Source organism: Phaeobacter sp. JH20_02 (assembly GCF_048056915.1).
GTDB classification, from domain to species: Bacteria; Pseudomonadota; Alphaproteobacteria; order Rhodobacterales; family Rhodobacteraceae; genus Phaeobacter; species Phaeobacter bryozoorum.
This window is the reverse complement of the sequence record NZ_JAYMVP010000021.1, coordinates 65,553-85,799: the sequence shown is the minus strand read 5'-3', so window position 1 is coordinate 85,799 and position 20,247 is coordinate 65,553. Positions and strand designations below refer to the sequence as shown.

The following is a 20,247-nucleotide window of genomic DNA, read 5'->3' as shown; positions in this document are numbered from 1 at the left end:
ATGTCTGAGACGCTGCTGGTGAAGGACCACGAAAACTGGGTGGAAATCACCCTGAACCGCCCGGACCGGCTGAACTCTTTCAACGAAGAGATGCACCACGCCTTGCGCGCCACCCTTGAAGCCGCGCGTGACAGCGGCGCCCGTGCAGTGCTGCTGACCGGCGCTGGCCGTGGCTTTTGTGCAGGTCAGGATCTTGGCGACCGCGACCCGCGCAAGATGGATGGTCCCCCCGATCTCGGGCACACGGTGCGGACCTTTTACGCGCCACTTGTGAACCTCATCCGCTCGCTGGACGTCCCGGTGATCTGTGCCGTCAATGGCGTGGCGGCCGGGGCAGGGGCCAATCTGGCGCTGGCCTGCGACGTGGTGCTGGCGGCGGAAAGCGCCAAGTTCATCCAGTCGTTCTCCAAGGTTGGCCTGATCCCGGATACCGGCGGCAGCTGGCATCTGCCGCGGCTGCTGGGCGAGGCCCGCGCCAAGGGGCTGGCACTGACCGCCGAACCGCTGCCCGCGAAAAAGGCCGAGGACTGGGGCCTGATCTGGAAGGCGCTGCCGGATGACGCGCTGATGGCAGAGGCCCGCGCGATGGCAGAGAAATTCGCAAATGGCCCGACGCTGGGCCTGGGCCTGACCAAACAGTGCATTCAGGCGGCGGCGGTCAACACGCTGTCTGACCAGCTGGAGATCGAGGCGGACGCGATGAAGACCTGCGGCGAAAGCGCCGATTATGCGGAAGGCGTCGCCAGCTTCCTGGAAAAACGCGCGCCCGTGTTCAAGGGCAAATGACCATGACCCCGAAAGAACGTGCCGAGAAATCCGCCGCTGCCATGTGGGCCGAAGACCATGCGTCCAAATGGGCGGGGATGGAGATCACCCATGTGGACGAGGGCGAGGCGACGCTGGAGCTGACCATCGCCCGGCATCACTGCAACGGCCATGGCATCTGCCACGGCGGCGTGACCTTCATGCTGGCTGACAGCGCCTTTGCCTTTGCCTGCAACAGCCGCAACCAGTCCACGGTGGCGCAGCATAACGTGATCAGCTTCACCGCGCCGGGACGGCTGGGCGACACGCTGATCGCCACCGCGCGCGAGATTTCCCTGACCGGACGCAGCGGCATCTATGACGTGACAGTGACCAACCAGGACGGCCAGCAGATCGCCGAGTTCCGGGGCTTTTCCCGGGCGGTCAAAGGCCAGTTGTTTGACGAATAGGTGTGGAGGACGCCATGGAAGACCTGACCCCGAACAAGAGCGATCTTGACCCGATCGAGATCGCCTCGATCGACGAAATCCGCAACCTGCAGCTGGAGCGGCTGAAATGGTCGGTGCGCCATGCCTATGACAACGTGGCGATGTACAAGCAGCGCTTCGACGAGGCGGGCGTGCATCCGGACGACCTGCAGGAGCTGAAGGATCTGGCCAAGTTCCCCTTCACCTACAAGAACGACCTGCGCGACAATTACCCGTTCGGCCTGTTTGCGGTGCCGCGCAGTGAGATCATGCGCCTGCATGCGTCCTCCGGCACCACAGGCAAGCCGACCGTGGTCGGCTATACCGCCAATGATATCAGCAACTGGGCGGATCTGGTGGCACGCAGCTTGCGTGCCTCCGGCCTGCGCAAGGGCGACATGGTGCATAACGCCTATGGCTACGGCCTGTTCACCGGCGGCCTGGGCGCGCATTACGGGATCGAACGGCTGGGCGCCACTGTCGTTCCGATGTCGGGCGGGCAGACCGAAAAGCAGGTCGGGCTGATCACCGATTTCAAACCCGACGGCATCATGGTGACGCCCTCTTACATGCTCAACATTCTGGAGCAGTATCACAAGGTCGGCATGGACCCGCGCGAGTGCTCGCTCAAGGTGGGCGTGTTCGGAGCCGAACCCTGGACCGACGCGATGCGCAGGGAGGTTGAGGAAGCGTTTGATATGCACGCGGTCGATATCTACGGCCTCAGCGAAATCATGGGGCCGGGTGTCGCCAATGAATGCGTCGAGACCAAGGACGGCCCGGTCATCTGGGAGGACCACTTCCTGCCGGAGATCATCGACCCGAAGACCGGCGAGGTGCTGCCGGATGGCGAGATGGGTGAGCTGGTGTTCACCACGCTGACCAAGGAAGGCCTGCCGATGATCCGCTACCGCACGCGCGATCTGACCCGGCTGCTGCCGGGCACCGCGCGCACGATGCGGCGGATGGAGAAGATCACCGGGCGCAGCGACGACATGATTATCCTGCGCGGCGTCAACGTCTTCCCCAGCCAGGTGGAGGAGCAGCTGATGGCAACCGGCGGGCTGGCGCCGCATTACCAGATCGAGCTCTATAAATCCGGCCGCATGGACGCGATGCGGGTCTACGTGGAGGCCAACCCGGATGCCACGGATGAGCTGAGCAAAACCGCCGCGGCGCGGATGCTGACCAAGCGGATCAAGGATATGGTTGGCGTTTCCACCGAGATCATTGTAGGCGAGCCCGGATCCGTCGAGCGCAGCCAGGGCAAGGCCAAGCGCGTTGTCGACAACCGCAGCAAGGAGTAACCCGGCTTGGCCCGCACCATCGCAAAAGACCACGACCACAAGCGCGCCCAGATCCTGAAATCCGCGGCGAAAGTCTTTGCCGAGGAGGGGTTCGACCGTGCGTCGATGACCCAGCTCGCGCGCGAATGCGGAATCTCCAAGGCGAATATCTACCATTACTACGACAGCAAGGATGCCGTGTTGTTCGGCCTCCTTGATACCTATCTCAGCGCGCTGCGCGACCGGGTCTGCACGGTCGATGTGACGGGCTTGTCGCCCGAGCAGCGTCTGCGGCGCATCGTGTCGGAAATCCTGCTGGCCTATCAGGGCGCCGATCATGAGCATCAGGTTCAGATCAGCGCCATGGGCGCCCTGCCAGAAGCGCAGCAGAAACTCCTGCGCGCCTACCAGCGCGAGCTGGTGCAGCTGGTCAGCGATGCCCTTGCCGGGGTGGCCGCGCCAACAATTGCCAGGGATCCGGCCAGGCTGCGCGCCGTGACCATGTCCGTCTTTGGCATGTTGAACTGGTACTATATGTGGAATTCCGGCGCAGGCCCGGAGGCACGCGAGGATTACGCGCAGATGGTGGCGGATCTGACGATGAACGGCATTCGCGCGCTCTAGCAGGCGACCATCGCCGCCGCTTGTCATCCAGCGCCACGACCAGAACAGGCCCTGAATAGGCCCCGGAACAGGCAAAAGACCCGAATACGCAAAAGGCCGCCTGAAACGGGCGGCCTTAGGTGATTCTATCCACAGGTCACTGTGGTCAGAATGTCTTTAGATGGATGGGCGCGGAAACTCCGCGCCGCGATCCTTACAGCAGTTCCAGCGAACCTGCGGACTGCTTGCCGTCACGACCAGTTTCCAGCTCGTAGGAAACTTTTTGGTTGTCGTTCAAACCATTAAGGCCCGAGCGTTCAACCGCAGAGATGTGTACAAACACGTCCTTGCCGCCAGACTCAGGCTCGATAAAGCCGTAGCCTTTTGTTGCGTTGAACCATTTCACGGTGCCATTGGCCATCCGAATTCTCCAGTATCTATCTCCCCGCAGGGTGCGGGATCGTAAGGCCTGATATCACAGAGTAACCGGCGCGACCATGCCCACAATGTCATAAGTTTTGCGAAGAATGGGGGCTGTGATTTCTCGGGCACGCTCTGATCCCCGGGCAAGGATCTTGTCGATTTCGTCCTGATGCTGCATCAGCCGGGCCATTTCCGTGGTGATCGGCGCCATTTTCGAAACCGACAGGTCGGCCAGCATCGGCTTGAACTCGGAAAACGGCTTGCCGCCGACTTCGGCCAGCACCTGTTCCACCGACAGTTCGGCCATGGCGGCATAGATATTGACCAGGTTGCGCGCCTCGGGCCGCCCCTCAAGCCCCTCAACCTCGGAGGGCAGGGCGTCAGGGTCGGTCTTGGCCTTGCGGATCTTCTTGGCGATGGTGTCGGCATCATCCGTCAGATTGATGCGGCTGGCATCCGAGGGGTCGGACTTCGACATCTTTTTCGATCCGTCGCGCAGGGACATGACGCGGGTGGCCGCCCCTTCGATCACCGGCTCGGTCTCCGGGAAGAAGTTGACACCGTAGTCGTGATTGAACTTCATCGCGATGTCGCGGGTCAGCTCCAGATGCTGCTTCTGGTCCTCGCCCACCGGCACATGGGTGGCGTGATAGACCAGAATGTCCGCCGCCATCAGCGCCGGATAGGCAAAGAGCCCAAGCGAGGCGTTCTGCGCATTTTTGCCGGCCTTGTCCTTCCACTGGGTCATCCGCTGCATCCAGCCCATGCGGGCGACGCAGTTGAAGATCCAGGCCAGCTGCGCATGTTCAGGCACCTGGCTCTGGTTGATCAGGATCGACTGCTCGGGGTCCAGACCCGCAGCAATGAAGCCCGCGCAAAGCTCACGCGTGGATTTCTTCAGATCCGCCGGATCCTGCCAGACGGTGATCGCGTGCAGATCCACCATGCAGTAGATGCTCTCCACGTCCTTGGCCTGCCAGTCCACGAACCGCTTCAGCGCGCCAAGATAGTTGCCAAGGTGCAGATTGCCCGATGGCTGGATGCCGGAAAACACGCGGGGCGTGAATGTGGTCTCGGTCATCAAGAAACTCCCGTCTGGAATTAGGATCCTCGCTGGCTTAACCATGGCGGCAACCCTCGTCAACCGCGCGCGGATCAACCGGGCGGCCGGGCAGAACAGCAGAGCAGGCAAGCAGGAGCAAGAACACGATGGAATATCAAAAAGAGCCGTCGCCGGTGAACCCGCTGCCGCCCGTGGTGGTGGCGCTGGTGCTGATCCTCTTTGCCATCGAGGTCGGATTTTCCCTCGGCGCGCGCGGCATCATCGGCGGCCCCGAGGCGATTGGCTGGCGGCTGCAGGCGATCCAGACCTATTCGTTCTCGTCCGACATCTTCTGGTGGATGTGGGAGACCGGGCAATGGCAGGTGGAGCATCTGATCCGCTTTGTCTCCTATCCCTTTGTGCATGTGGCCTTTACCCAGACGCTGTTTGTCTGCGTTTTCGTGCTCGCCATGGGCAAGATGGTGGGCGAGATATTTGGCGATCTGGCCATGGTTCTGGTGTTTCTGATATCCGGCATTGGCGGCGCCTTTGGCTATGCGCTGCTCACTCAATCGCCGGTGCCGCTGATCGGCGGTTTCCCCGCCGTCTACGGGCTGATCGGGGCCTTTACCTATATCCTGTGGCGGCAATTGTCGCTTGTCGGCGCCCAGCAAAGCCGCGCCTTCACACTGATTGCCTTTCTGATGGGGATCCAGCTGCTGTTTGGCCTGCTGTTTGGCGGCACGCTTGACTGGGTCGCCGATCTCTGCGGCTTTGCCACCGGCTTTGGTCTCTCCTTCTTCCTCGCCCCCGGTGGCTGGGCCCGTATCCGCAACCGCATCCGCCGGGAGTAAGGGCGCGAAGGCCGCAGGATCGGACAGGGCGTTCTCAGTTCGATACTGGCAGCGGAACGGGCTGGCGGCGCCACTCTGGACGCCACCAGCCTGGCCTCAATAGGCCACCGATGGCAGCCAGGTCGCGATCGACGGGAACCAGATCACCAGGGCGAGTCCGGTCAATTGCAGCAGGATGAAGGGAACGACGCCCTTGTAGATATCCGTCAGCGTGACCTCGGGCGGGCAGACGCCCTTCAGGTAGAACAGCGAAAACCCCACCGGCGGTGTCAGGAAGCTCGTTTGCAGCGTTACAGCGACGAGGATCACGAACCAGACAAGCTCCGGGTTATCCAGCCCATAGCCAGGTACCGACAAACTCATTGCCGCAATGATCGGAGCGACAAGCGGCAGGATGATGAGCGTGATCTCGATCCAGTCCAACACAAAACCAAGCAGAAATACGATGAACAGAATGAACAGGATCGTGCCCATTTCTCCCAGGCCCATGCCTTCGATGGTGTGGGTGATCAGCTCATCGCCGCCCAATTCGCGCAGAACAAAGGCAAAGCAGGTGGCACCAACGAAGATCGCAAAGATATAGGCCGTTGTCTTGAACGTGTTCCGTGTCACTTCGACCAGTTTCGCGATTGTCAGCTTGCGATAGCCTATTGCCAGCAGCGTGGCCCCGGCGGCGCCAACACCTGACGCTTCCGTCGGTGTCGCCAGACCGGCAAAGATCGACCCCAACACGGCAAAGATCAGCGCTACCGGCGGCAGAACCGCCTTGAACACATCCCAGATCGCCGCCCAGTCCACCTTCTTGGCACCCTCAGGCAATGGAGCCACATCAGCGCGCAGGGTTGAAATCACCACGATGTAGAGGATGTAAAGGCCCCCGATGATCAGGCCGGGAAACAGCGCCGCCATAAACAGATCACCCACTGACAGCGCCATCTGGTCGGCCATGATGACCAGCATGATCGACGGCGGGATCAGAATGCCAAGCGTGCCGGACGAGGCAATCACGCCCGCTGCCAAAGTCTTGGAATATTTCTGTTCCATCATCACGGGCATCGACAAAAGACCCAACAGCACGACGGACGCCCCGACGATACCGGTCGAGGCGGCCAAGATGATCCCGATCGCAGTCACGGTGATGGCCAGGCCCCCACGCATGGTGCCGAACAATCTCTGCATCGAGGTCATCAGCCGCTGTGCCACGCCGCTTTCGTCCAGCATCAGCCCCATGAAGATAAACATGGGAAGGGCAACAAGAACGGCGTTGGACATCGTCGCGTAAACACGGTTCACAACCGCGCCAAGTGTCAGGTAATCGAGCCCCGTAAACGTGGCCTCCATGCCCGTCCAGAGCAGCATGTCATTGTCACCGAGGTAAGCAATACCACAGTAAAGAACGCCGATGCCCGACAGGACCCAGGCGACCGGAATGCCGGTGAACAGGACACCGACGAAGGACATGAACATTGCGATGACGAGCTTTTCCTCAGGCGCGTCCACCAGCTGCATCAGGGTGAACGTCACGATGGCGAAGCCAACCATCATCCACATGAGGGGTTTCAGACCAGCACGATCCGACGATGGATCGGCGCGGGTCACCAGCATGTAGAGGTCATGAATCAAGCGTGCGACAGCAGCCATGGCAATCAGAACAAAGCTGGCCGGGATAACAGCCTTCAGCAGCCAGCGCGCCGGTAGGCCGGTGGGGCTGTCGGACCGTTCGTTGACCCGGTAACTGTCCTGAAAATAATCGAGACCCTGATCAATCATCAGGTAGCAGAACGGCAAGATCAGAACCACGATCCCGACAATTTCGATCACCCGCCGGGCGCGGAAGGAAAAGCCGGCACGCAAAACGTCGACGCGGACATGGGCGTCGGTGCTCAGCGCATAGGACACGCCGACCATGGTTGTCAGCGCATAGAGATGCCACTGCAATTCATCCAGCTTTGGAAAATTCAGATCCAGCGTATAGCGCATCCCAACCTGCACTATGATAGCAAGGATCAGGAGCACATTTGCCCACATAACGACGTGTCCGACGCCCTTGACCAGCCGGTGCAGCGTGGCTGCGAATTTCGGGTCTTTCCGGTCGTCGTTTTCGATTTCTTCCCAAAGCGGGTCATAGTGGGCGTCTTGGTGATCGTGAGATGTCGATGTCATTTCTTTTCCTCCCCTGAACCGGGCCTCCCCCGATCAGATCAAAAACCCGGACCGCAAAGCCGGTCCGGGTTAGATGTGTTACTGGCGTGGCAGGAATGCGTGGGCTTTCCACAGGGCGTAGCCTTCGCTGAACTCATTCAGGTCGGCGTATACCTTTGCAAAGAACTCATCGTTTGCGGCTTCTTCCTCGGCCACCTCGGTCCAGGTCGCGCGGAAGACGTCCAGCATCTCGGGTGTCCAGTCGACAATGGTCACGCCGTTTTCATCGACGTTCTTCTGCATCGCTGCAAACTGGATCGCCTCACCTTCGGCAAAGCTCTCGGTCATCTGCGCACGGCAGGTCAGCTCAATCTGGGCCTGCAAGGTCGGGTTCAGCTCGTTCCATTCATCCTTGTTGATGATCAGTTCAAAGATGGTGGCCTGCTGATGCCAGCCGGGGAAGTAATTGTACTTCGCCAGTTTGTGGAAACCGAGACGCTGGTCGATGGCGGGCATCGAGAACTCGGTGGCGTCGATTGCCCCTTTTTCCAGGGCCGGGAAGATCTCACCGCCGGGCAGCAGGGATGTGGCAACGCCCAGTTTCTGCATGACTTTGCCGCCCAGACCGAAGAAGCGCATCTTCAGGCCGTTCAGCTGTTCAACCGATGTGATTTCTTCAGCGAACCACCCCGAGGTTTCCGGTGCAATAATGGTGCAGGGAAGAACTTTGACGTTGAAACCGGCCTGATCGTACATCTCCTGATACAGATCCATGCCATTGCCGTAGTAGAGCCAGGCCATGTATTCGCCTGCTTCGGGGCCGAATGGGACAGCCGAGAACAACGGCGCTGCCGGAATCTTGCCGGCCCAGTAGCCAGCGGTGGCAAAGCCCGAGTTGATCTTGCCGGATGACACCGCATCAAGAATCTCAAACGCCGGAACCAGCTTGCCGGGCTCGTAGACCTTCATCTTGATGGCTCCACCTGAGATAGCCGCAAGATCCTCCGACACGCGAACGATCGGTGTGCCAAGCCCAGGCAGTTCAGTTGAAAAGGCGACCGGCGTTTTCAGCAGAATTTTGTCTGAGGCAAAGGCCGGTGCCGCGGCCAGAGCCGCTGCGGCGAGAGCTGTTGCTACTTTCTTCATGTCGTTTTCCTCCTTGATGACATGTGTCCGGATCTTTTTGCAGACCCGGTTGGGTAAGCCGGGGATCACGTCCCGGCCATGTGCGCCTCGCAAGGCATCTTGAAACCTGTCGAGATTGGGCGCGCACCCGACCGGGTGCGCGTGGTTTTGCGGGTGCTTCCAAAGGGAACACTCTGGTCAGGGTCAGCAGGCAACGGCGATCAAACATATTTTTGACCCGCATCTGACTTTCCCGGATCCAGCGGTCTGCCGGCCCCGACATCCCCGGCGATTTCGACAGCGTGGTCCGGTTGGGCCGCACCCTCCGCGTCCGAGCCTCCGATCTCTTCACCGGAGGGCCGCTTTTACAAAGCGACGCGTGTCGCCAGATTTCTTTCATCAGCGATCCGCGCCGCGACCGAGGCGACGGCCAGATCCTGAAGGCCCACACCGGTGCCATCAAACACAGTGATTTCACTGTCACTGCTGCGGCCCGGATGGTCGCCGTTGATCACGGCACCGATGGGTGTGATCTCAGCTTCGTCGATCAGCCCGGATGCGATTGCATGTTGCGCCTCGCCAATGGTGATCGACTGGGCGATCTCATCCGCAAAGACGGTGGCCTTGCCAAAGAGCGCCGCGTCCACTTCCATCTTGCCCTTGGTGTCTGTGCCCATGCAGGCAATATGGGTGCCGGGCTTGATCCAGTCGGCCATCAACAGCGGTTCAAACGCCGATGTAATGGTGATGATCACATCCGCCTGCGCGCCCAGCTCTTCTTGCGTTACGGCTTCGAACTCCAGACCCAGCTCTTCAGCCACGGCGCCCAGACGCGGCAGCATGTCGGGATGCGGGTTCCAGGCAACGACCTTCTCGAAATCGCGCTGTTCGGCAGCGGCACGAAGCTGAAAGGTGGATTGATGACCTGCGCCCACCATGCCAAGGACTCTGGCGTCCTGTCGCGCCAGATGAGCAATTGAGACGGATGACGAGGCCGCGGTACGGACTGCTGTCAGGTAGTTGCCACCGACCAGCGCCTGAAGACGACCGGTATCTGGATCAAACAGAAAGATGGTGGACTGGTGGTTGGTCAGCCCCTTGTCCATGTTGCCGGGCCAGAAGCCACCGGATTTCACACCCAGAGATTTCCCCGCCCGGTCAAAACCCGATTTGAACCCATAGAGCGCATCGGCGTATCCGATCGCCTCGCGGATCACCGGGAAATTGTAAGCGTCTCCGCGCGCCATGGCGCCAAAAACAGCCTCTACCGCGTCAAAAGCATCAGCACGGCTGACGGTTTTTGCGCAGATCTCCTCGCTGACAATCAGCAATCCATCGGTGTCAGTCGGGTTGGTCATCGTCTTGTTCCTTTGTGAGTTCATTTTGCGGGGGCGGCGTCTAGCACCACGCCGCACCCCGCGCGCCAGTGGGAGGAGGGCTGGCGTTAATAGGCTTTGCCGCGGGCTGAGACGGGCCAGAGGGTTTCGACCTTGCCGCCCCGCACGCCGACATACCAATCATGGACGTTGCAGGTCGGGTCACAATGACCTGGCACGAGCCGGAGCTTGTCGTTGACCTTCAGGGCTCCACCGGGATCTGCGACAACGCCATGCTCATCCGAACATTTGAGATATTCGACATCGTCGCGGCCGTAGATAAAGGGCAACCCACTGTCCACGGACTGGGTCTTAAGGCCTGCATCCACGATGGCCTTGTCGGCCTTGGAGTGGCTCATGACCGTGGTCAGGATGAACAAGGCGTTCTCCCATTCCCCAGCGTCGATGCGCTTGCCGTCCTTGCCGAGGATGCGGCCATAGTCGGCATCCATGAAGGCGTAGGAGCCACATTGCAATTCGTTGTAAACACCCGAGTTCGACTCGAAGTAATAAGATCCGGTGCCGCCGCCACCGACGATGTCACACTCCAGGCCTTCGGTTTTCAGCGTGTCGACCGCATCCCTGACCATGGCCACCGCAACGTCGATCTTCGCCTTGCGCTCGTTATAGTCGTCAAGATGCTGCATCGCGCCCTGATAGGCCTGGATGCCGGCAAATTTCAGACCTTCTGCGGCGTCGATGGCCTTGGCGATTTCCACGACATCGCGCGTGCTCGACACGCCACAGCGTCCTGCGCCACAGTCAATTTCGACGAGGCATTCGATCTGGGTGCCATGCGTCCTGGCCGCAGCCGAAAGGTCAGCCACATTGTCGATATCATCGACACAACAGATCGCGCGGGCGCCCAGCTTCGGCAGACGCGCAAGACGGTCGATCTTGGCGGCGTCGCGCACCTGGTTCGATACCAGAATATCCTTGATACCACCCCGGGCGAAGACCTCAGCTTCAGAGACCTTCTGACAGCAGACACCGCAGGCGCCGCCGAGCTCTTCCTGAAGCTTCTGCACGTCGACCGACTTGTGCATCTTGCCGTGGGTGCGGTGACGCATACCGTGATCCTTGGCATAGTCGCCCATCTTCTTGATGTTGCGCTCCAGCGCGTCCAGATCCAGCACAAGGCATGGGGTCTGTATGTCAGCCTCATCCATGCCCGGTTTGGCCGGGATGTCGTAGCCCACTTCGAATGCGTCGAGATTGGTCATGTCCTTCATGTCCGTGCTCCTCTGTCGGGATTTCAGTAAGATGATTGAGATCAGGCGGCGGTCAGCCAGGGCAGCTTGTCGAGGTCGACATTGCCACCGGTTATGATCAGGCCGACGCGCTTGCCCCTGAAGGCCTCCGGGTTCTTGAGAACCGTTGCGAGCGAAACCGCCGATGATGGCTCCATGACCACCCGCAGGTGCTTCCAGGCCAGCTTCATCGCATCAATGATGTCGTGCTCGGAGGCTGTGTAAATCTCGGACACATGGGTCGAAACGAAGTGCCAGGTCAGGTCCTTGAGCGGCACCAGCAGCCCGTCCGCAATGGTCTTGGGTGCGTCATCGGCAATGATATATCCGGCCTTGAAGCTGCGAAACGCATCGTCGGCCTGTTCGGGTTCGGCCGCGATCACCTTGGTTTCCGGCGCAAGTGTCGACAGGGTCAGGCAGGTTCCCGAAATCATGCCGCCGCCACCGATCGGGGCCACAACCATATCGAGACCACCGGTCTGTTCCATGAATTCTTTCGAGCAGGTCCCCTGGCCAGCGATGACGCGCGGGTCGTTATAGGGGTGCACGAAGTCACCGCCAGTTTCGCTTTGCACTTTGGCAAAGGTCTCCTCGCGCGAGGTGGTAGAGGGCTCACATTCGGTGATCTTGCCGCCGTAGCGGCGCACCGTGTCTTTCTTGGCCTGTGGCGCGGTGTGCGGCATGACCACATTGCACGGGATGCCCCGCAACATCGCCGCATAGCTCAGGCAGGAAGCATGGTTGCCCGAGGAATGCGTCGCAACACCCTTTGCCGCCTGGTCATCATCAAGGCCGAATACGGCGTTCGAGGCACCGCGCACTTTGAAAGCACCCGGCTCCTGAAAGTTCTCGCACTTGAAAAACAGGTCGCACCCGGCGATCTCGTTCAGGTAATCCGACGTCCGAACCGGTGTACGGCGGATATGTGGCTTGATCCGCTCATGCGCGGCCAGCATGTCCTCGTAGGTGGGGATATACATGGGTTGGATATCCTTCATCACGCGGCCGCTTTGGCTGCGGTTGCATGGGTGCTGCGGAAATACTCCTGTGCGGCAGTCACCCCGCTGCCGAGTTGGACCGGATAATCGAGATCGGCCATCGCCATCTCTATGGTGGCAAGACCGGACAGAACCATGACGTCGGTCAGGCTGCCCAGATGGCCGATGCGAAAGGCCTTGCCGTTCATCTCGCCCAGCCCAATCCCGAAGGACACGCCGTAGGCGTCAAAGGCGTGCTCGGTCAGCGCATTGCTGTCGAACCCCTCTGGCACATAGATCGCGCTCACCGTGTCCGAGTAGAGCTCGGGCGATTGGGCGACCAGCTTCAGCCCCCATGCCTGAACCGCGCGGCGCACGCCTTCCGCCAGCCGGAAGTGGCGGGCGTAAACATTCTCCAGCCCTTCTTCAAAAAGCATCTTCAGGCTTTCGCCCATGCCGTAAATCAGCTGCAACGGCGGCGTATAGGGAAATCCGCCTGAGGCGTTGGCCGCCATCATGTCGCGGAAATCAAAGAAGGTACGGGGCAATGTGGCGGTTGCCATTGCAGCCAGCGCTTTTGGGCTGACACACAGGATGGCCATGCCGGTGGCCAGCATGAAGCCCTTCTGCGACCCGGATACCGCGATATCCACGCCCCAATCGTCAAAGCGGAACTCCATCGACGCCAGCGAGCTGACGCAATCCACAAACAGCATCGCCGGGTGGCTGGCGGCGTCCATCGCCTTGCGAACGCGCGCGATGTCCGACCGCACGCCGGTCGCTGTCTCGTTGTGGGTGACCAGAACGGCCTTGATCTTATGGTCCTTGTCTGCGCTCAGCACGGCTTCGAATTTCTCGGCGGGCGCACCGGTACCCCAGGCGCATTCGATGATCTGAACATCCAGGCCATGACGCTGGCACAGGTCGATCCAGCGGTGGCTGAACATGCCGTAGCGCGCCACGAGAACCGTATCGCCGGGGCTGAGGGTATTTGTGACAGAGGCCTCCCAGCCACCGGTCCCGCTTGCGGGAAAGGTGATGATCTTGCCATTCGTCGAACCAAACACTTTCTTTGTGCCCTCCAGAACCGGTGCAAACGTGCTGACAAAATCCGGAGCGCGGTGGTCCCGCGTCTGAACATGCATCGCCGACAAGAGCCTCCCGGGAATGTTGGTGGGGCCTGGAATAAAGACTGGATTTTGATCTGACATCACTCGATTCTCCGCTTTGGTAAGTTAATATTACCAGTTCGAAGACTTGCTGCAATTTTCTTGAAAAAGATTTCCAGTATTGGAGAATATTCACTTAACCACTGATATTGATGAATTTTACATTTTTCATATCCCGACCCCTGTTCGTCTTGAAAATATTTTTCACTTCGATACCTTTGAGACATCGCGAGGTATGAGCCAGGAATGACGATGCAAAAACAGAAACGGTCCCGTGGCAGACCGAAGTCACAATTCACCGAAAGCAGTGCAGGCACGCTTCAGTCTTTGGATCGTGCCCTTGGTGTGCTGACAGCCATTGCACGCGCGGATCGTCTGACGCTGACGGATTTGTCGTTGACCGTCGGCGTTCCCACAGCCACGACCCATCGCATTCTGATGACCCTGCAAAAGCACAACTTCGTCACCTTCGATGAAGACCGCCAGGACTGGCTCATAGGGATCGAGGCCTTTCGCACCGGCTCGTCCTTTCTGAAACGCAGAAACCTTGCCGAGATCGGGCGCCCCGTCATGCAGCTGCTTATGGAGCAGACCGGCGAGACTGCGAATCTGGCGGTGCCCGCCGCCGCGGAGGTTGTCTTTATCGGGCAGGTAGAAACACATAATCCGATCCGCGCGTTCTTCCCGCCGAGCACGCGCACGGCCATGCATGCCTCCGGCACCGGTAAGGCCATTCTGTCACAGCTGTCAGAAGAGAAAGTCACCCAGTTGCTGACAAAAGCGGGCCTGCAGCAATTCACGGCCAATACCCATACCGGCCCGAAATCCCTGTTCGAGGATCTTGCGCAGATCCGCGCGCGTGGCTGGTCCTTTGACAGCGAAGAGCGCTACGAAGGCATGTCGTGCATAGGCAGCGCGATCTTTGATGAATTCGGCAAACCCTGTGCCGGTGTGTCAATTTCAGGCCCAAGCATCAGGTTTGATGACGCGCATGTTGCACAGTTCGGCGCAGCGGTCTCCAAGGCCGCCGCCGAAATTACCCTCAGGAGCGGTGGGGTTATCCCGGAGCAGATCTGATCCGGATGAGTGCAGCGCCGGTTGCGATGGGCTCTCTGCCCAGCTCTCTTGCCGCGCATCTCACCAACCAGCGCGATGCGCAGCAACACGAACCTCTGCCAGAACCCAACTTGGCGGGGGCTACCGACGCACCGGCCGCACCCCCGTCACCCCGTGTCGCCGCCCCGGCGGACGGAGCGTTTCAGGTCGCCGAGGCGCACCGCCCCGATGATCTGGCCGACGCCGAAATAGACCACCGCGCCCAGCACGATCAGGCCCAGCAGTGCGAGGTAGCGCCAGCTGGGCAGGTAGAACAGCCAGCCAAAGCTCTGTACCACGCCGAATAGCGCCAGCCCCATGATGGCGGAGGCCGCCAGGATGCGCAGGCTCCGGTCGTAGAAGCGCTGATCGAACCGCGCGACCTCTCCCATACGGCGGGCCCCCAGCCACAGGCAGGCGACCATCGCCCAGCCCGCCACCGTCGCCGCGATGGCGGGGGCGATCCAGCCCAGATAGGGTTTCAGACCAAAGGCAAGAGCGGCATTGATGACCATCGCCACCAGCGCATAGCGAAATGGCGAACGGGTGTCCTCGCGGGCAAAGAACAGCGGTTGTAGCACCTTTTGCAGCACAAATGCCGGCAGGCCCGCGCCGTAGATCGCCACCGCCAGCGCAATGGCGGCCACATCCTCGGCCCCGGTGGCGCCACGCTCATAAAGGACCGACACCAGCACAACAGGCACCGCCAGAAACGCCGCAGTCGAGGGCAGGGTCAGCAATAGCGAAAATTCCCCGGCACGGGAAAACGCATCGCGCCCGCCCGCATCGTCCCCCGCCCGCAGACGGCGCGACAGATCCGGCAGCAGCACGATGCCAATCGCAATCCCCACCACCCCCAGCGGCAGCTGATAGAGGCGATCGGCGACAAACAGCCAGCTCACCGCGTTTTCAATGTCAGAGGCCACCTGCTGGCCGACCACCAGATTGATCTGCGTGACCCCCATCGCCAGTGCTGCCGGCAGCGCCACACGGACGAGCTTCTTCATGCGCGGGGTCCAGCGCGGCAGGCCGGGGCGCAGGCGGATACCGGTCCGGCTGGCGGCGATCCACACCAGCGCCAGCTGTGCACCCCCTGCAACCGGAATGGTCCAGACCAGCCAGGTGATCACCTCGCCCCCCAGCACCGCGCCCGCCACCATGGCCGCGCAGGCAAAGATATTGAGCAAGACAGGCGCCGCCGCCGCCGCCGCAAACCGACCGGTGGCATTCAGTACGCCGGAAAACAGCGCCGCCAGCGACATGAACAGAATATAGGGAAAGACGATCTGCCCGTAGCCCACCGCCAGATCAAACCGCGCATCGCCAACAAAACCGCCCGCGGTGGCCCAGACCAGGGCCGGCATGAACACCATGCCAATCCCCACCAGCAGCAGCACGGTCACCGCCAGCAGGTTAAACGCCTCCTGCGCAAACCCCTGCGGATCCTCGCCGCTCTCCAGTCGCTTGGCAAACATCGGCACAAAAGCCGCGTTGAACGCGCCCTCGGCAAAGAAGCGGCGGAACATGTTCGGCAGCCGGAAAGCGGCCACAAAGGCATCCATCAACGGACCCGGCCCGATATAGGCGGTGATCAGGATTTCACGCAGAAACCCCAGGATGCGGCTTGCCAGCGTCCAGAATCCGACGGTGAGAAAGCCCGACAGCAGTTTGATCGGCTTCATGATCCGGCCCGCTTTGCCCCTTCGGCGATGGCGTTGCGCAGCTTGGCCTCCAGCGATTTCTGTTTGGATTCGGAGTAGTATTTCAACCCGAACATATCCTTCACATAAAACGCATCGACTACCTGCTCACCATAGGTCGCGATGATCGCATTGGCGATATAGATATTGGCCCCCGCCAGTGTGCGCGCCAGATCATAGAGCAGACCGGGGCGGTCGCGGGTGTCGACCTCGATGATCGTGTAGATCTCCGAGCCATCATTATCAAAGGTGATATGCGTCGGCACGTTAAACGCCCGCTCGCGCTTCTTGATCTTGTCGCGCGATTTCAGCGCCTCGCCGGTGATCACCTCGCCCTTCAGGGTCTTGTGGATCATCTCGCGCAGACGCGGCAGCCGGGCGGCCTCATAGGGGTGACCTTCGGAATCCTGGATCCAGAAGGCATCCGTCACATAGCCGTCCTTGGTGGTATAGGACCGCGCATCCACCACATTCGCGCCCACCAGTGCCAGCGCGCCGGCAATCCGGGCAAAGATGCCGGGGTGATCGGCCATCGAGAAACAGGCGCGGGTGGCGTCGCGATCCTCATCGGGGTGCAGGCGGATGATCACCCCTCCCGGGTCGTCCAGATCGGTCAGTTCGCGCAGCATCTCGGCAAAATCAATATGGGCCGTCACATGCAGCCCCTGCCAGTAGGGGTCATAGTGGCGGGCGGTCTCGATCTTCAGATCGGCCTTGGGCCAGTCGGGCAGGGCGGCGCGCAGGGCCTTCTTGGCCTCGGTGCCGCGATGGGCGCGGTTCAGCGCCTCCACGCCATTCTCCAGCGCCTCGCGGGTCTGGTTATAAAGCGCCCGCAGCAGCGCGGCCTTCCAGTTGTTCCATGTATCCGGCCCGACGCCGCGAATGTCGCAGACCGTCAGCAGCAGCAGCAGGTCCAGCCGCTTGATCGTCTTTACCGCTTTGGCAAAGCCGCGCACCGTGCGCGGATCGGCAATATCGCGTTTCTGCGCCATATCCGACATCAGCAGGTGATAGCGCACCAGCCATTCAACGGTTTCGCTTTCGCTTTTGTTGAGACCAAGTCGGGGCGCCACACGCCGGGCAATCTGTGCCCCCAGGATCGAATGATCCTGCTCGCGCCCCTTGCCGATATCATGCAGCAGCATGGCGACCATCAGCACCTTGCGATTGACCCCCTTGCGGATCACGGTTGAGGACAGCGGCAGCTCGTCCTCCAGCTCGCCCCGCTCGATGGCGGCAAAGTTGGAGATCACCTGAATGGTGTGCTCATCCACTGTGTAGGAGTGATACATATTGAACTGCATCATAGCCACGATCGGCTCGAATTCGGGCACAAAGGCGCTGAGCACCCCCAGTTCGTTCATCCGCCGCAGCGCGCGTTCCGGGTTGCCGTGTTTCAGCAGCAGATCCAGAAAAATCCGCCGCGCTTCCTTGTCGTTGCGCATCTCGTCGTCGACCAGATGCAGGCTGGCAGTGACCAGCCGCATGGCATCCGGGTGGATCAGCATCCCCGTCCGCAGCGCCTCCTCAAAGATCCGCAACAGGTTCAGCTTATCCGCGCAGAAGGCTTCGGGATCAGAGACATCCAGCCGGTTGTGCACCACCACATAGCCGGGTTTGACCCTCGGGCGACGGCGGAAAATCCGCTCCAGCAGCGGCTCGCTCTTCTGATGGGTGGCTTCCAGTTTGGTGAGAAAGATCCGGGTCACGTCACCCACCTTGGTGGCGTGGCGGAAATACTCCTGCATGAAGACCTCGACGGCGCGGCGACCAGCCCGATCCTCATAGCCCATACGGGCGGCGACCTCGACCTGTAGGTCGAAACTCAGCTGCTCGGTGGCGCGTTTGGTCAGCAGATGCAGATGCGCCCGCACTGCCCAGAGGAAATTTTCCGCCTTGGCAAAGGAATCCAGCTCTTCCGGGCTGAACAGCCCCATCGGCACCAGTTCGGCGACATCCTGCACCTGGTACAGGTATTTGGCGATCCAATAGAGCGATTGCAGGTCGCGCAGCCCACCTTTGCCTTCCTTGACGTTGGGTTCCACCACATAGCGTTCGCCCTGTTTCAGGTGGCGCGCATCGCGCTCGGCCAGCTTGGCCTCGACGAAATCGCGGGCGTCCTTGGAAAACAGCTCCGCATTGAGCCGCCGATCCAGATCAGCCGCAAGCCCGGCATCGCCATCCAGAAACCGCTGTTCCAGCATGGCGGTGCGAATGGTGAAATCCTCGCCCCCCAGACGGATGCAGTCACGGATGGTGCGGCTCGAATGGCCCACCTTCAGGCGCAGATCCCACAGGATATAGAGCATCGATTCAATCGCGCTCTCGGCCCAGGCGGTGATCTTGTAGGGGGTGAGGAACAGCAGATCCACATCGGACTGCGGTGCCATTTCACCACGGCCATAGCCGCCAACGGCAATCACCGCGATCCGCTCGCCCTGGGTCGGGTTGGCCAGCGGATGCAGCAGGCTGGTGGCGGTGAAATAGGCGGCAGTAACCAGCCCATCGGTCAGATAGACATAAGACCGGGTCAGCGCCCGCGCCGCAAAGGGCTCCTCGGCAAAGGCCTCGGCGATGGCGGCGCGCCCGGCCAGATTGGCCTCGCGCAGGATTTTCACAACGCCAGCGCGCAGCTCCGCCGCTGAGCAATCCCGCGACAGGGCGGTGATGGCGGCGCGCACGGCAACGGCGTCAAAAATTTTGCCGGGGTCGCAGATCAGCGGCCCCAGCAAGGGTGGCAGATGGACGGTGTCCGGCAGCGCTGGATCAGAATCCGGCACCGGCGAAGCTGCTGGGAGCTGGGTCAATAACCACAACCTTCTGTTCTTGGATTGTCGCAACCGCAAGGCCGCGTTCATTGGTGCCATCGGGGCGCAGGCGGAAGATGCCGCCGGTGCCCTGGAACCCATTGCCACGGGTCAGTGCCGCGCCGGTCAGCGCGTCGGATTTGCCGGCACTCACCAGCGCACCGATTGCGGCAATCCCATCATAGGCCAGACCACCGATCGGATGCGGCGCGGCGCCATAGCTGGCCTGATAGCGGCTGCGGAACTGCTGCGACCGGTTGGTGTCGGGCATTGCGAACCAGCCACCCTGCACACCCGGCAGGGCCAGCGTCTGCGCCGGGATATCCCAGCGGGTGAGGCCGATATACTGCGTTACCGCAGGATCGACACCGGCTTCGGGCATCAGCTGCGTCAGCAGGGGCAGGGCGCCTGCGGTATTTGCCGTCAGGAACACCGACTGCGCGCCGCTGCTGGCGACGGTTGACCGGATCGTCGGGATCGCGTTGATCACGCCCTGCTGCGACAGTTCATAGCTGACGGAGCCGTTGATATTTGCTCCGGTCCCGGCGGCGGCACGTTCGATGGCCACGCGGCCGGCCTGACCTGCGGGGTCACTGCCGCTGACGATCACCATATTGCCCTTGCCCTGACGGCTGGCATAGCTGGTCAGGCGTCGCGCGGTATTGTCAAAGGTCGGCCCGAGGATGAAGACATTGCCGCCGGCAATGGCGGTGTTGTTGGAAAACGCCAGCACATTGACGTTGCGTTGTGCGGCGACCAGACCTGCGGCATTTGCGGCCTCGGCATAGACCGGCCCCAGGATGATCCGCGCGCCATCGTTGATCGCGGTGGTTGCTGCGGTTGCGGCCTGCTGCGGTACGCCGGCGGTGTCATAGATCCGCAGGTCGATCTGCGCCCCGTTGAGATCGGCGATCGCCATGCGGGCAGCGTTTTCAAGGCTCTTGGCCAGCAGCGCGTCACCGGGCTGCGCCGAGCCACGCGGAACCAACAGGGCGACCGGAACGGGTTTGGTCGTGTTGATCGACGGCCCGCTGCCAGTCGGCAAGGTGTCACAGGCGGCCAGTGCCAGCGTCGAAACAACGGTTGCAGCGGCCAGTGCCGCCTTGCGGGCGTGTTGAAAAACAGCAAACATAATGGACTTGAAACTCCCTTGTCCGGCGGCGTAC

17 protein-coding genes are annotated in these 20,247 nt (G+C 61.1%); 6 read left to right on the top strand and 11 right to left on the bottom strand.

The window, feature by feature from the left end; genetic code table 11:
* From paaG to VWY34_RS05995, 4 genes are read left to right on the top strand one after another with little or no spacing between them, the layout of a single operon-like run.
* On the top strand, positions 1–786 hold the full coding sequence (paaG, locus tag VWY34_RS06010; RefSeq protein WP_416544624.1) for a 2-(1,2-epoxy-1,2-dihydrophenyl)acetyl-CoA isomerase PaaG: 786 nt from the start codon (positions 1–3) through the stop codon (positions 784–786).
* A gap of 2 nt (positions 787–788) precedes the next feature.
* Positions 789–1,214: a hydroxyphenylacetyl-CoA thioesterase PaaI gene (paaI, locus tag VWY34_RS06005; RefSeq protein ID WP_141889455.1), complete on the top strand. Its 426-nt coding sequence runs from the start codon at positions 789–791 to the stop codon at positions 1,212–1,214.
* A 14-nt stretch (positions 1,215–1,228) separates the two neighbouring features.
* Positions 1,229–2,539, top strand: a complete 1,311-nt coding sequence (gene paaK, locus VWY34_RS06000; protein WP_416544623.1) for a phenylacetate--CoA ligase PaaK — start codon at positions 1,229–1,231, stop codon at positions 2,537–2,539.
* A gap of 6 nt (positions 2,540–2,545) precedes the next feature.
* Positions 2,546–3,142 carry a TetR/AcrR family transcriptional regulator gene (locus tag VWY34_RS05995; protein WP_340547346.1) on the top strand — a complete coding sequence of 199 codons (597 nt, stop codon included), beginning with the start codon at positions 2,546–2,548 and terminating at the stop codon, positions 3,140–3,142.
* Positions 3,143–3,335: 193 nt separating this feature from the next.
* Here VWY34_RS05995 and VWY34_RS05990 read toward each other — a convergent pair whose 3' ends face one another.
* Both VWY34_RS05990 and trpS read right to left on the bottom strand, forming a co-directional pair.
* Complete coding sequence (locus VWY34_RS05990) at positions 3,336–3,542, bottom strand: cold-shock protein (RefSeq protein ID WP_014875579.1); 207 nt, start codon at positions 3,540–3,542, stop codon at positions 3,336–3,338.
* A gap of 54 nt (positions 3,543–3,596) precedes the next feature.
* Positions 3,597–4,625 (bottom strand): tryptophan--tRNA ligase, encoded by a 1,029-nt coding sequence (gene trpS, locus VWY34_RS05985; protein ID WP_416536669.1) that lies wholly within the window; start codon positions 4,623–4,625, stop codon positions 3,597–3,599.
* A gap of 128 nt (positions 4,626–4,753) precedes the next feature.
* Between trpS and VWY34_RS05980 the strand changes: the two genes are divergently transcribed.
* Positions 4,754–5,440 (top strand): rhomboid family intramembrane serine protease, encoded by a 687-nt coding sequence (locus VWY34_RS05980; RefSeq protein WP_416544622.1) that lies wholly within the window; start codon positions 4,754–4,756, stop codon positions 5,438–5,440.
* 96 nt (positions 5,441–5,536) lie between these two features.
* Here VWY34_RS05980 and VWY34_RS05975 read toward each other — a convergent pair whose 3' ends face one another.
* From VWY34_RS05975 to bhcA, 6 genes are all read right to left on the bottom strand, one after another.
* Positions 5,537–7,603, bottom strand: a complete 2,067-nt coding sequence (locus VWY34_RS05975) for a TRAP transporter large permease subunit (protein ID WP_416544621.1) — start codon at positions 7,601–7,603, stop codon at positions 5,537–5,539.
* Between the two features lie 78 nt (positions 7,604–7,681).
* Positions 7,682–8,728 (bottom strand): TRAP transporter substrate-binding protein, encoded by a 1,047-nt coding sequence (locus tag VWY34_RS05970; RefSeq protein ID WP_340547342.1) that lies wholly within the window; start codon positions 8,726–8,728, stop codon positions 7,682–7,684.
* A gap of 344 nt (positions 8,729–9,072) precedes the next feature.
* Positions 9,073–10,065 (bottom strand): iminosuccinate reductase BhcD, encoded by a 993-nt coding sequence (gene bhcD / locus VWY34_RS05965; protein WP_416544620.1) that lies wholly within the window; start codon positions 10,063–10,065, stop codon positions 9,073–9,075.
* Between the two features lie 86 nt (positions 10,066–10,151).
* Positions 10,152–11,315 (bottom strand): 3-hydroxy-D-aspartate aldolase BhcC, encoded by a 1,164-nt coding sequence (bhcC, locus tag VWY34_RS05960; protein ID WP_416544619.1) that lies wholly within the window; start codon positions 11,313–11,315, stop codon positions 10,152–10,154.
* Positions 11,316–11,356: 41 nt separating this feature from the next.
* Positions 11,357–12,331: a beta-hydroxyaspartate dehydratase BhcB gene (bhcB, locus tag VWY34_RS05955; protein ID WP_416539961.1), complete on the bottom strand. Its 975-nt coding sequence runs from the start codon at positions 12,329–12,331 to the stop codon at positions 11,357–11,359.
* Positions 12,331–13,521 (bottom strand): L-aspartate--glyoxylate aminotransferase BhcA, encoded by a 1,191-nt coding sequence (gene bhcA, locus VWY34_RS05950; RefSeq protein ID WP_416544618.1) that lies wholly within the window; start codon positions 13,519–13,521, stop codon positions 12,331–12,333. Before bhcA ends, bhcB begins: the two co-directional genes overlap by 1 nt.
* Positions 13,522–13,731: 210 nt before the next feature.
* Here bhcA and bhcR point away from each other — a divergent pair, with 210 nt between their 5' ends.
* The gene (gene bhcR / locus VWY34_RS05945) at positions 13,732–14,556 is read left to right on the top strand and encodes an HTH-type transcriptional regulator BhcR (protein ID WP_416544617.1); all 825 of its coding nucleotides are present in this window, start codon (positions 13,732–13,734) and stop codon (positions 14,554–14,556) included.
* A gap of 146 nt (positions 14,557–14,702) precedes the next feature.
* Here bhcR and murJ read toward each other — a convergent pair whose 3' ends face one another.
* Genes murJ through VWY34_RS05930 form a run of 3 tightly spaced genes read right to left on the bottom strand, consistent with a single transcriptional unit; the run spans position 14,703 to position 20,213 of the window.
* The gene (gene murJ, locus VWY34_RS05940; protein WP_416544616.1) at positions 14,703–16,256 is read right to left on the bottom strand and encodes a murein biosynthesis integral membrane protein MurJ; all 1,554 of its coding nucleotides are present in this window, start codon (positions 16,254–16,256) and stop codon (positions 14,703–14,705) included.
* Positions 16,253–19,081: a [protein-PII] uridylyltransferase gene (locus VWY34_RS05935; RefSeq protein ID WP_340547335.1), complete on the bottom strand. Its 2,829-nt coding sequence runs from the start codon at positions 19,079–19,081 to the stop codon at positions 16,253–16,255. The genes murJ and VWY34_RS05935 overlap by 4 nt, the downstream gene beginning before the upstream one ends.
* Positions 19,041–20,213 carry a penicillin-binding protein activator gene (locus VWY34_RS05930; protein WP_340547334.1) on the bottom strand — a complete coding sequence of 391 codons (1,173 nt, stop codon included), beginning with the start codon at positions 20,211–20,213 and terminating at the stop codon, positions 19,041–19,043. Before VWY34_RS05930 ends, VWY34_RS05935 begins: the two co-directional genes overlap by 41 nt.
* Positions 20,214–20,247 lie beyond the last annotated feature (34 nt).

Excerpts from the sequence above, each read along its gene's own strand:
- paaG (WP_416544624.1), top strand. The coding sequence starts at position 1 with ATGTCTGAGACGCTGCTGGTGAAGGACCACGAAAACTGGGTGGAAATC.
- paaI (WP_141889455.1), top strand. The coding sequence starts at position 789 with ATGACCCCGAAAGAACGTGCCGAGAAATCCGCCGCTGCCATGTGGGCC.
- paaK (WP_416544623.1), top strand. The coding sequence starts at position 1,229 with ATGGAAGACCTGACCCCGAACAAGAGCGATCTTGACCCGATCGAGATC.
- VWY34_RS05990 (WP_014875579.1), bottom strand. The coding sequence starts at position 3,542 with ATGGCCAATGGCACCGTGAAATGGTTCAACGCAACAAAAGGCTACGGC.
- trpS (WP_416536669.1), bottom strand. The coding sequence starts at position 4,625 with ATGACCGAGACCACATTCACGCCCCGCGTGTTTTCCGGCATCCAGCCA.
- VWY34_RS05980 (WP_416544622.1), top strand. The coding sequence starts at position 4,754 with ATGGAATATCAAAAAGAGCCGTCGCCGGTGAACCCGCTGCCGCCCGTG.
- VWY34_RS05975 (WP_416544621.1), bottom strand. The coding sequence starts at position 7,603 with ATGACATCGACATCTCACGATCACCAAGACGCCCACTATGACCCGCTT.
- VWY34_RS05970 (WP_340547342.1), bottom strand. The coding sequence starts at position 8,728 with ATGAAGAAAGTAGCAACAGCTCTCGCCGCAGCGGCTCTGGCCGCGGCA.
- bhcD (WP_416544620.1), bottom strand. The coding sequence starts at position 10,065 with ATGACCAACCCGACTGACACCGATGGATTGCTGATTGTCAGCGAGGAG.
- bhcC (WP_416544619.1), bottom strand. The coding sequence starts at position 11,315 with ATGAAGGACATGACCAATCTCGACGCATTCGAAGTGGGCTACGACATC.
- bhcB (WP_416539961.1), bottom strand. The coding sequence starts at position 12,331 with ATGAAGGATATCCAACCCATGTATATCCCCACCTACGAGGACATGCTG.
- bhcA (WP_416544618.1), bottom strand. The coding sequence starts at position 13,521 with ATGTCAGATCAAAATCCAGTCTTTATTCCAGGCCCCACCAACATTCCC.
- bhcR (WP_416544617.1), top strand. The coding sequence starts at position 13,732 with ATGCAAAAACAGAAACGGTCCCGTGGCAGACCGAAGTCACAATTCACC.
- murJ (WP_416544616.1), bottom strand. The coding sequence starts at position 16,256 with ATGAAGCCGATCAAACTGCTGTCGGGCTTTCTCACCGTCGGATTCTGG.
- VWY34_RS05930 (WP_340547334.1), bottom strand. The coding sequence starts at position 20,213 with ATGTTTGCTGTTTTTCAACACGCCCGCAAGGCGGCACTGGCCGCTGCA.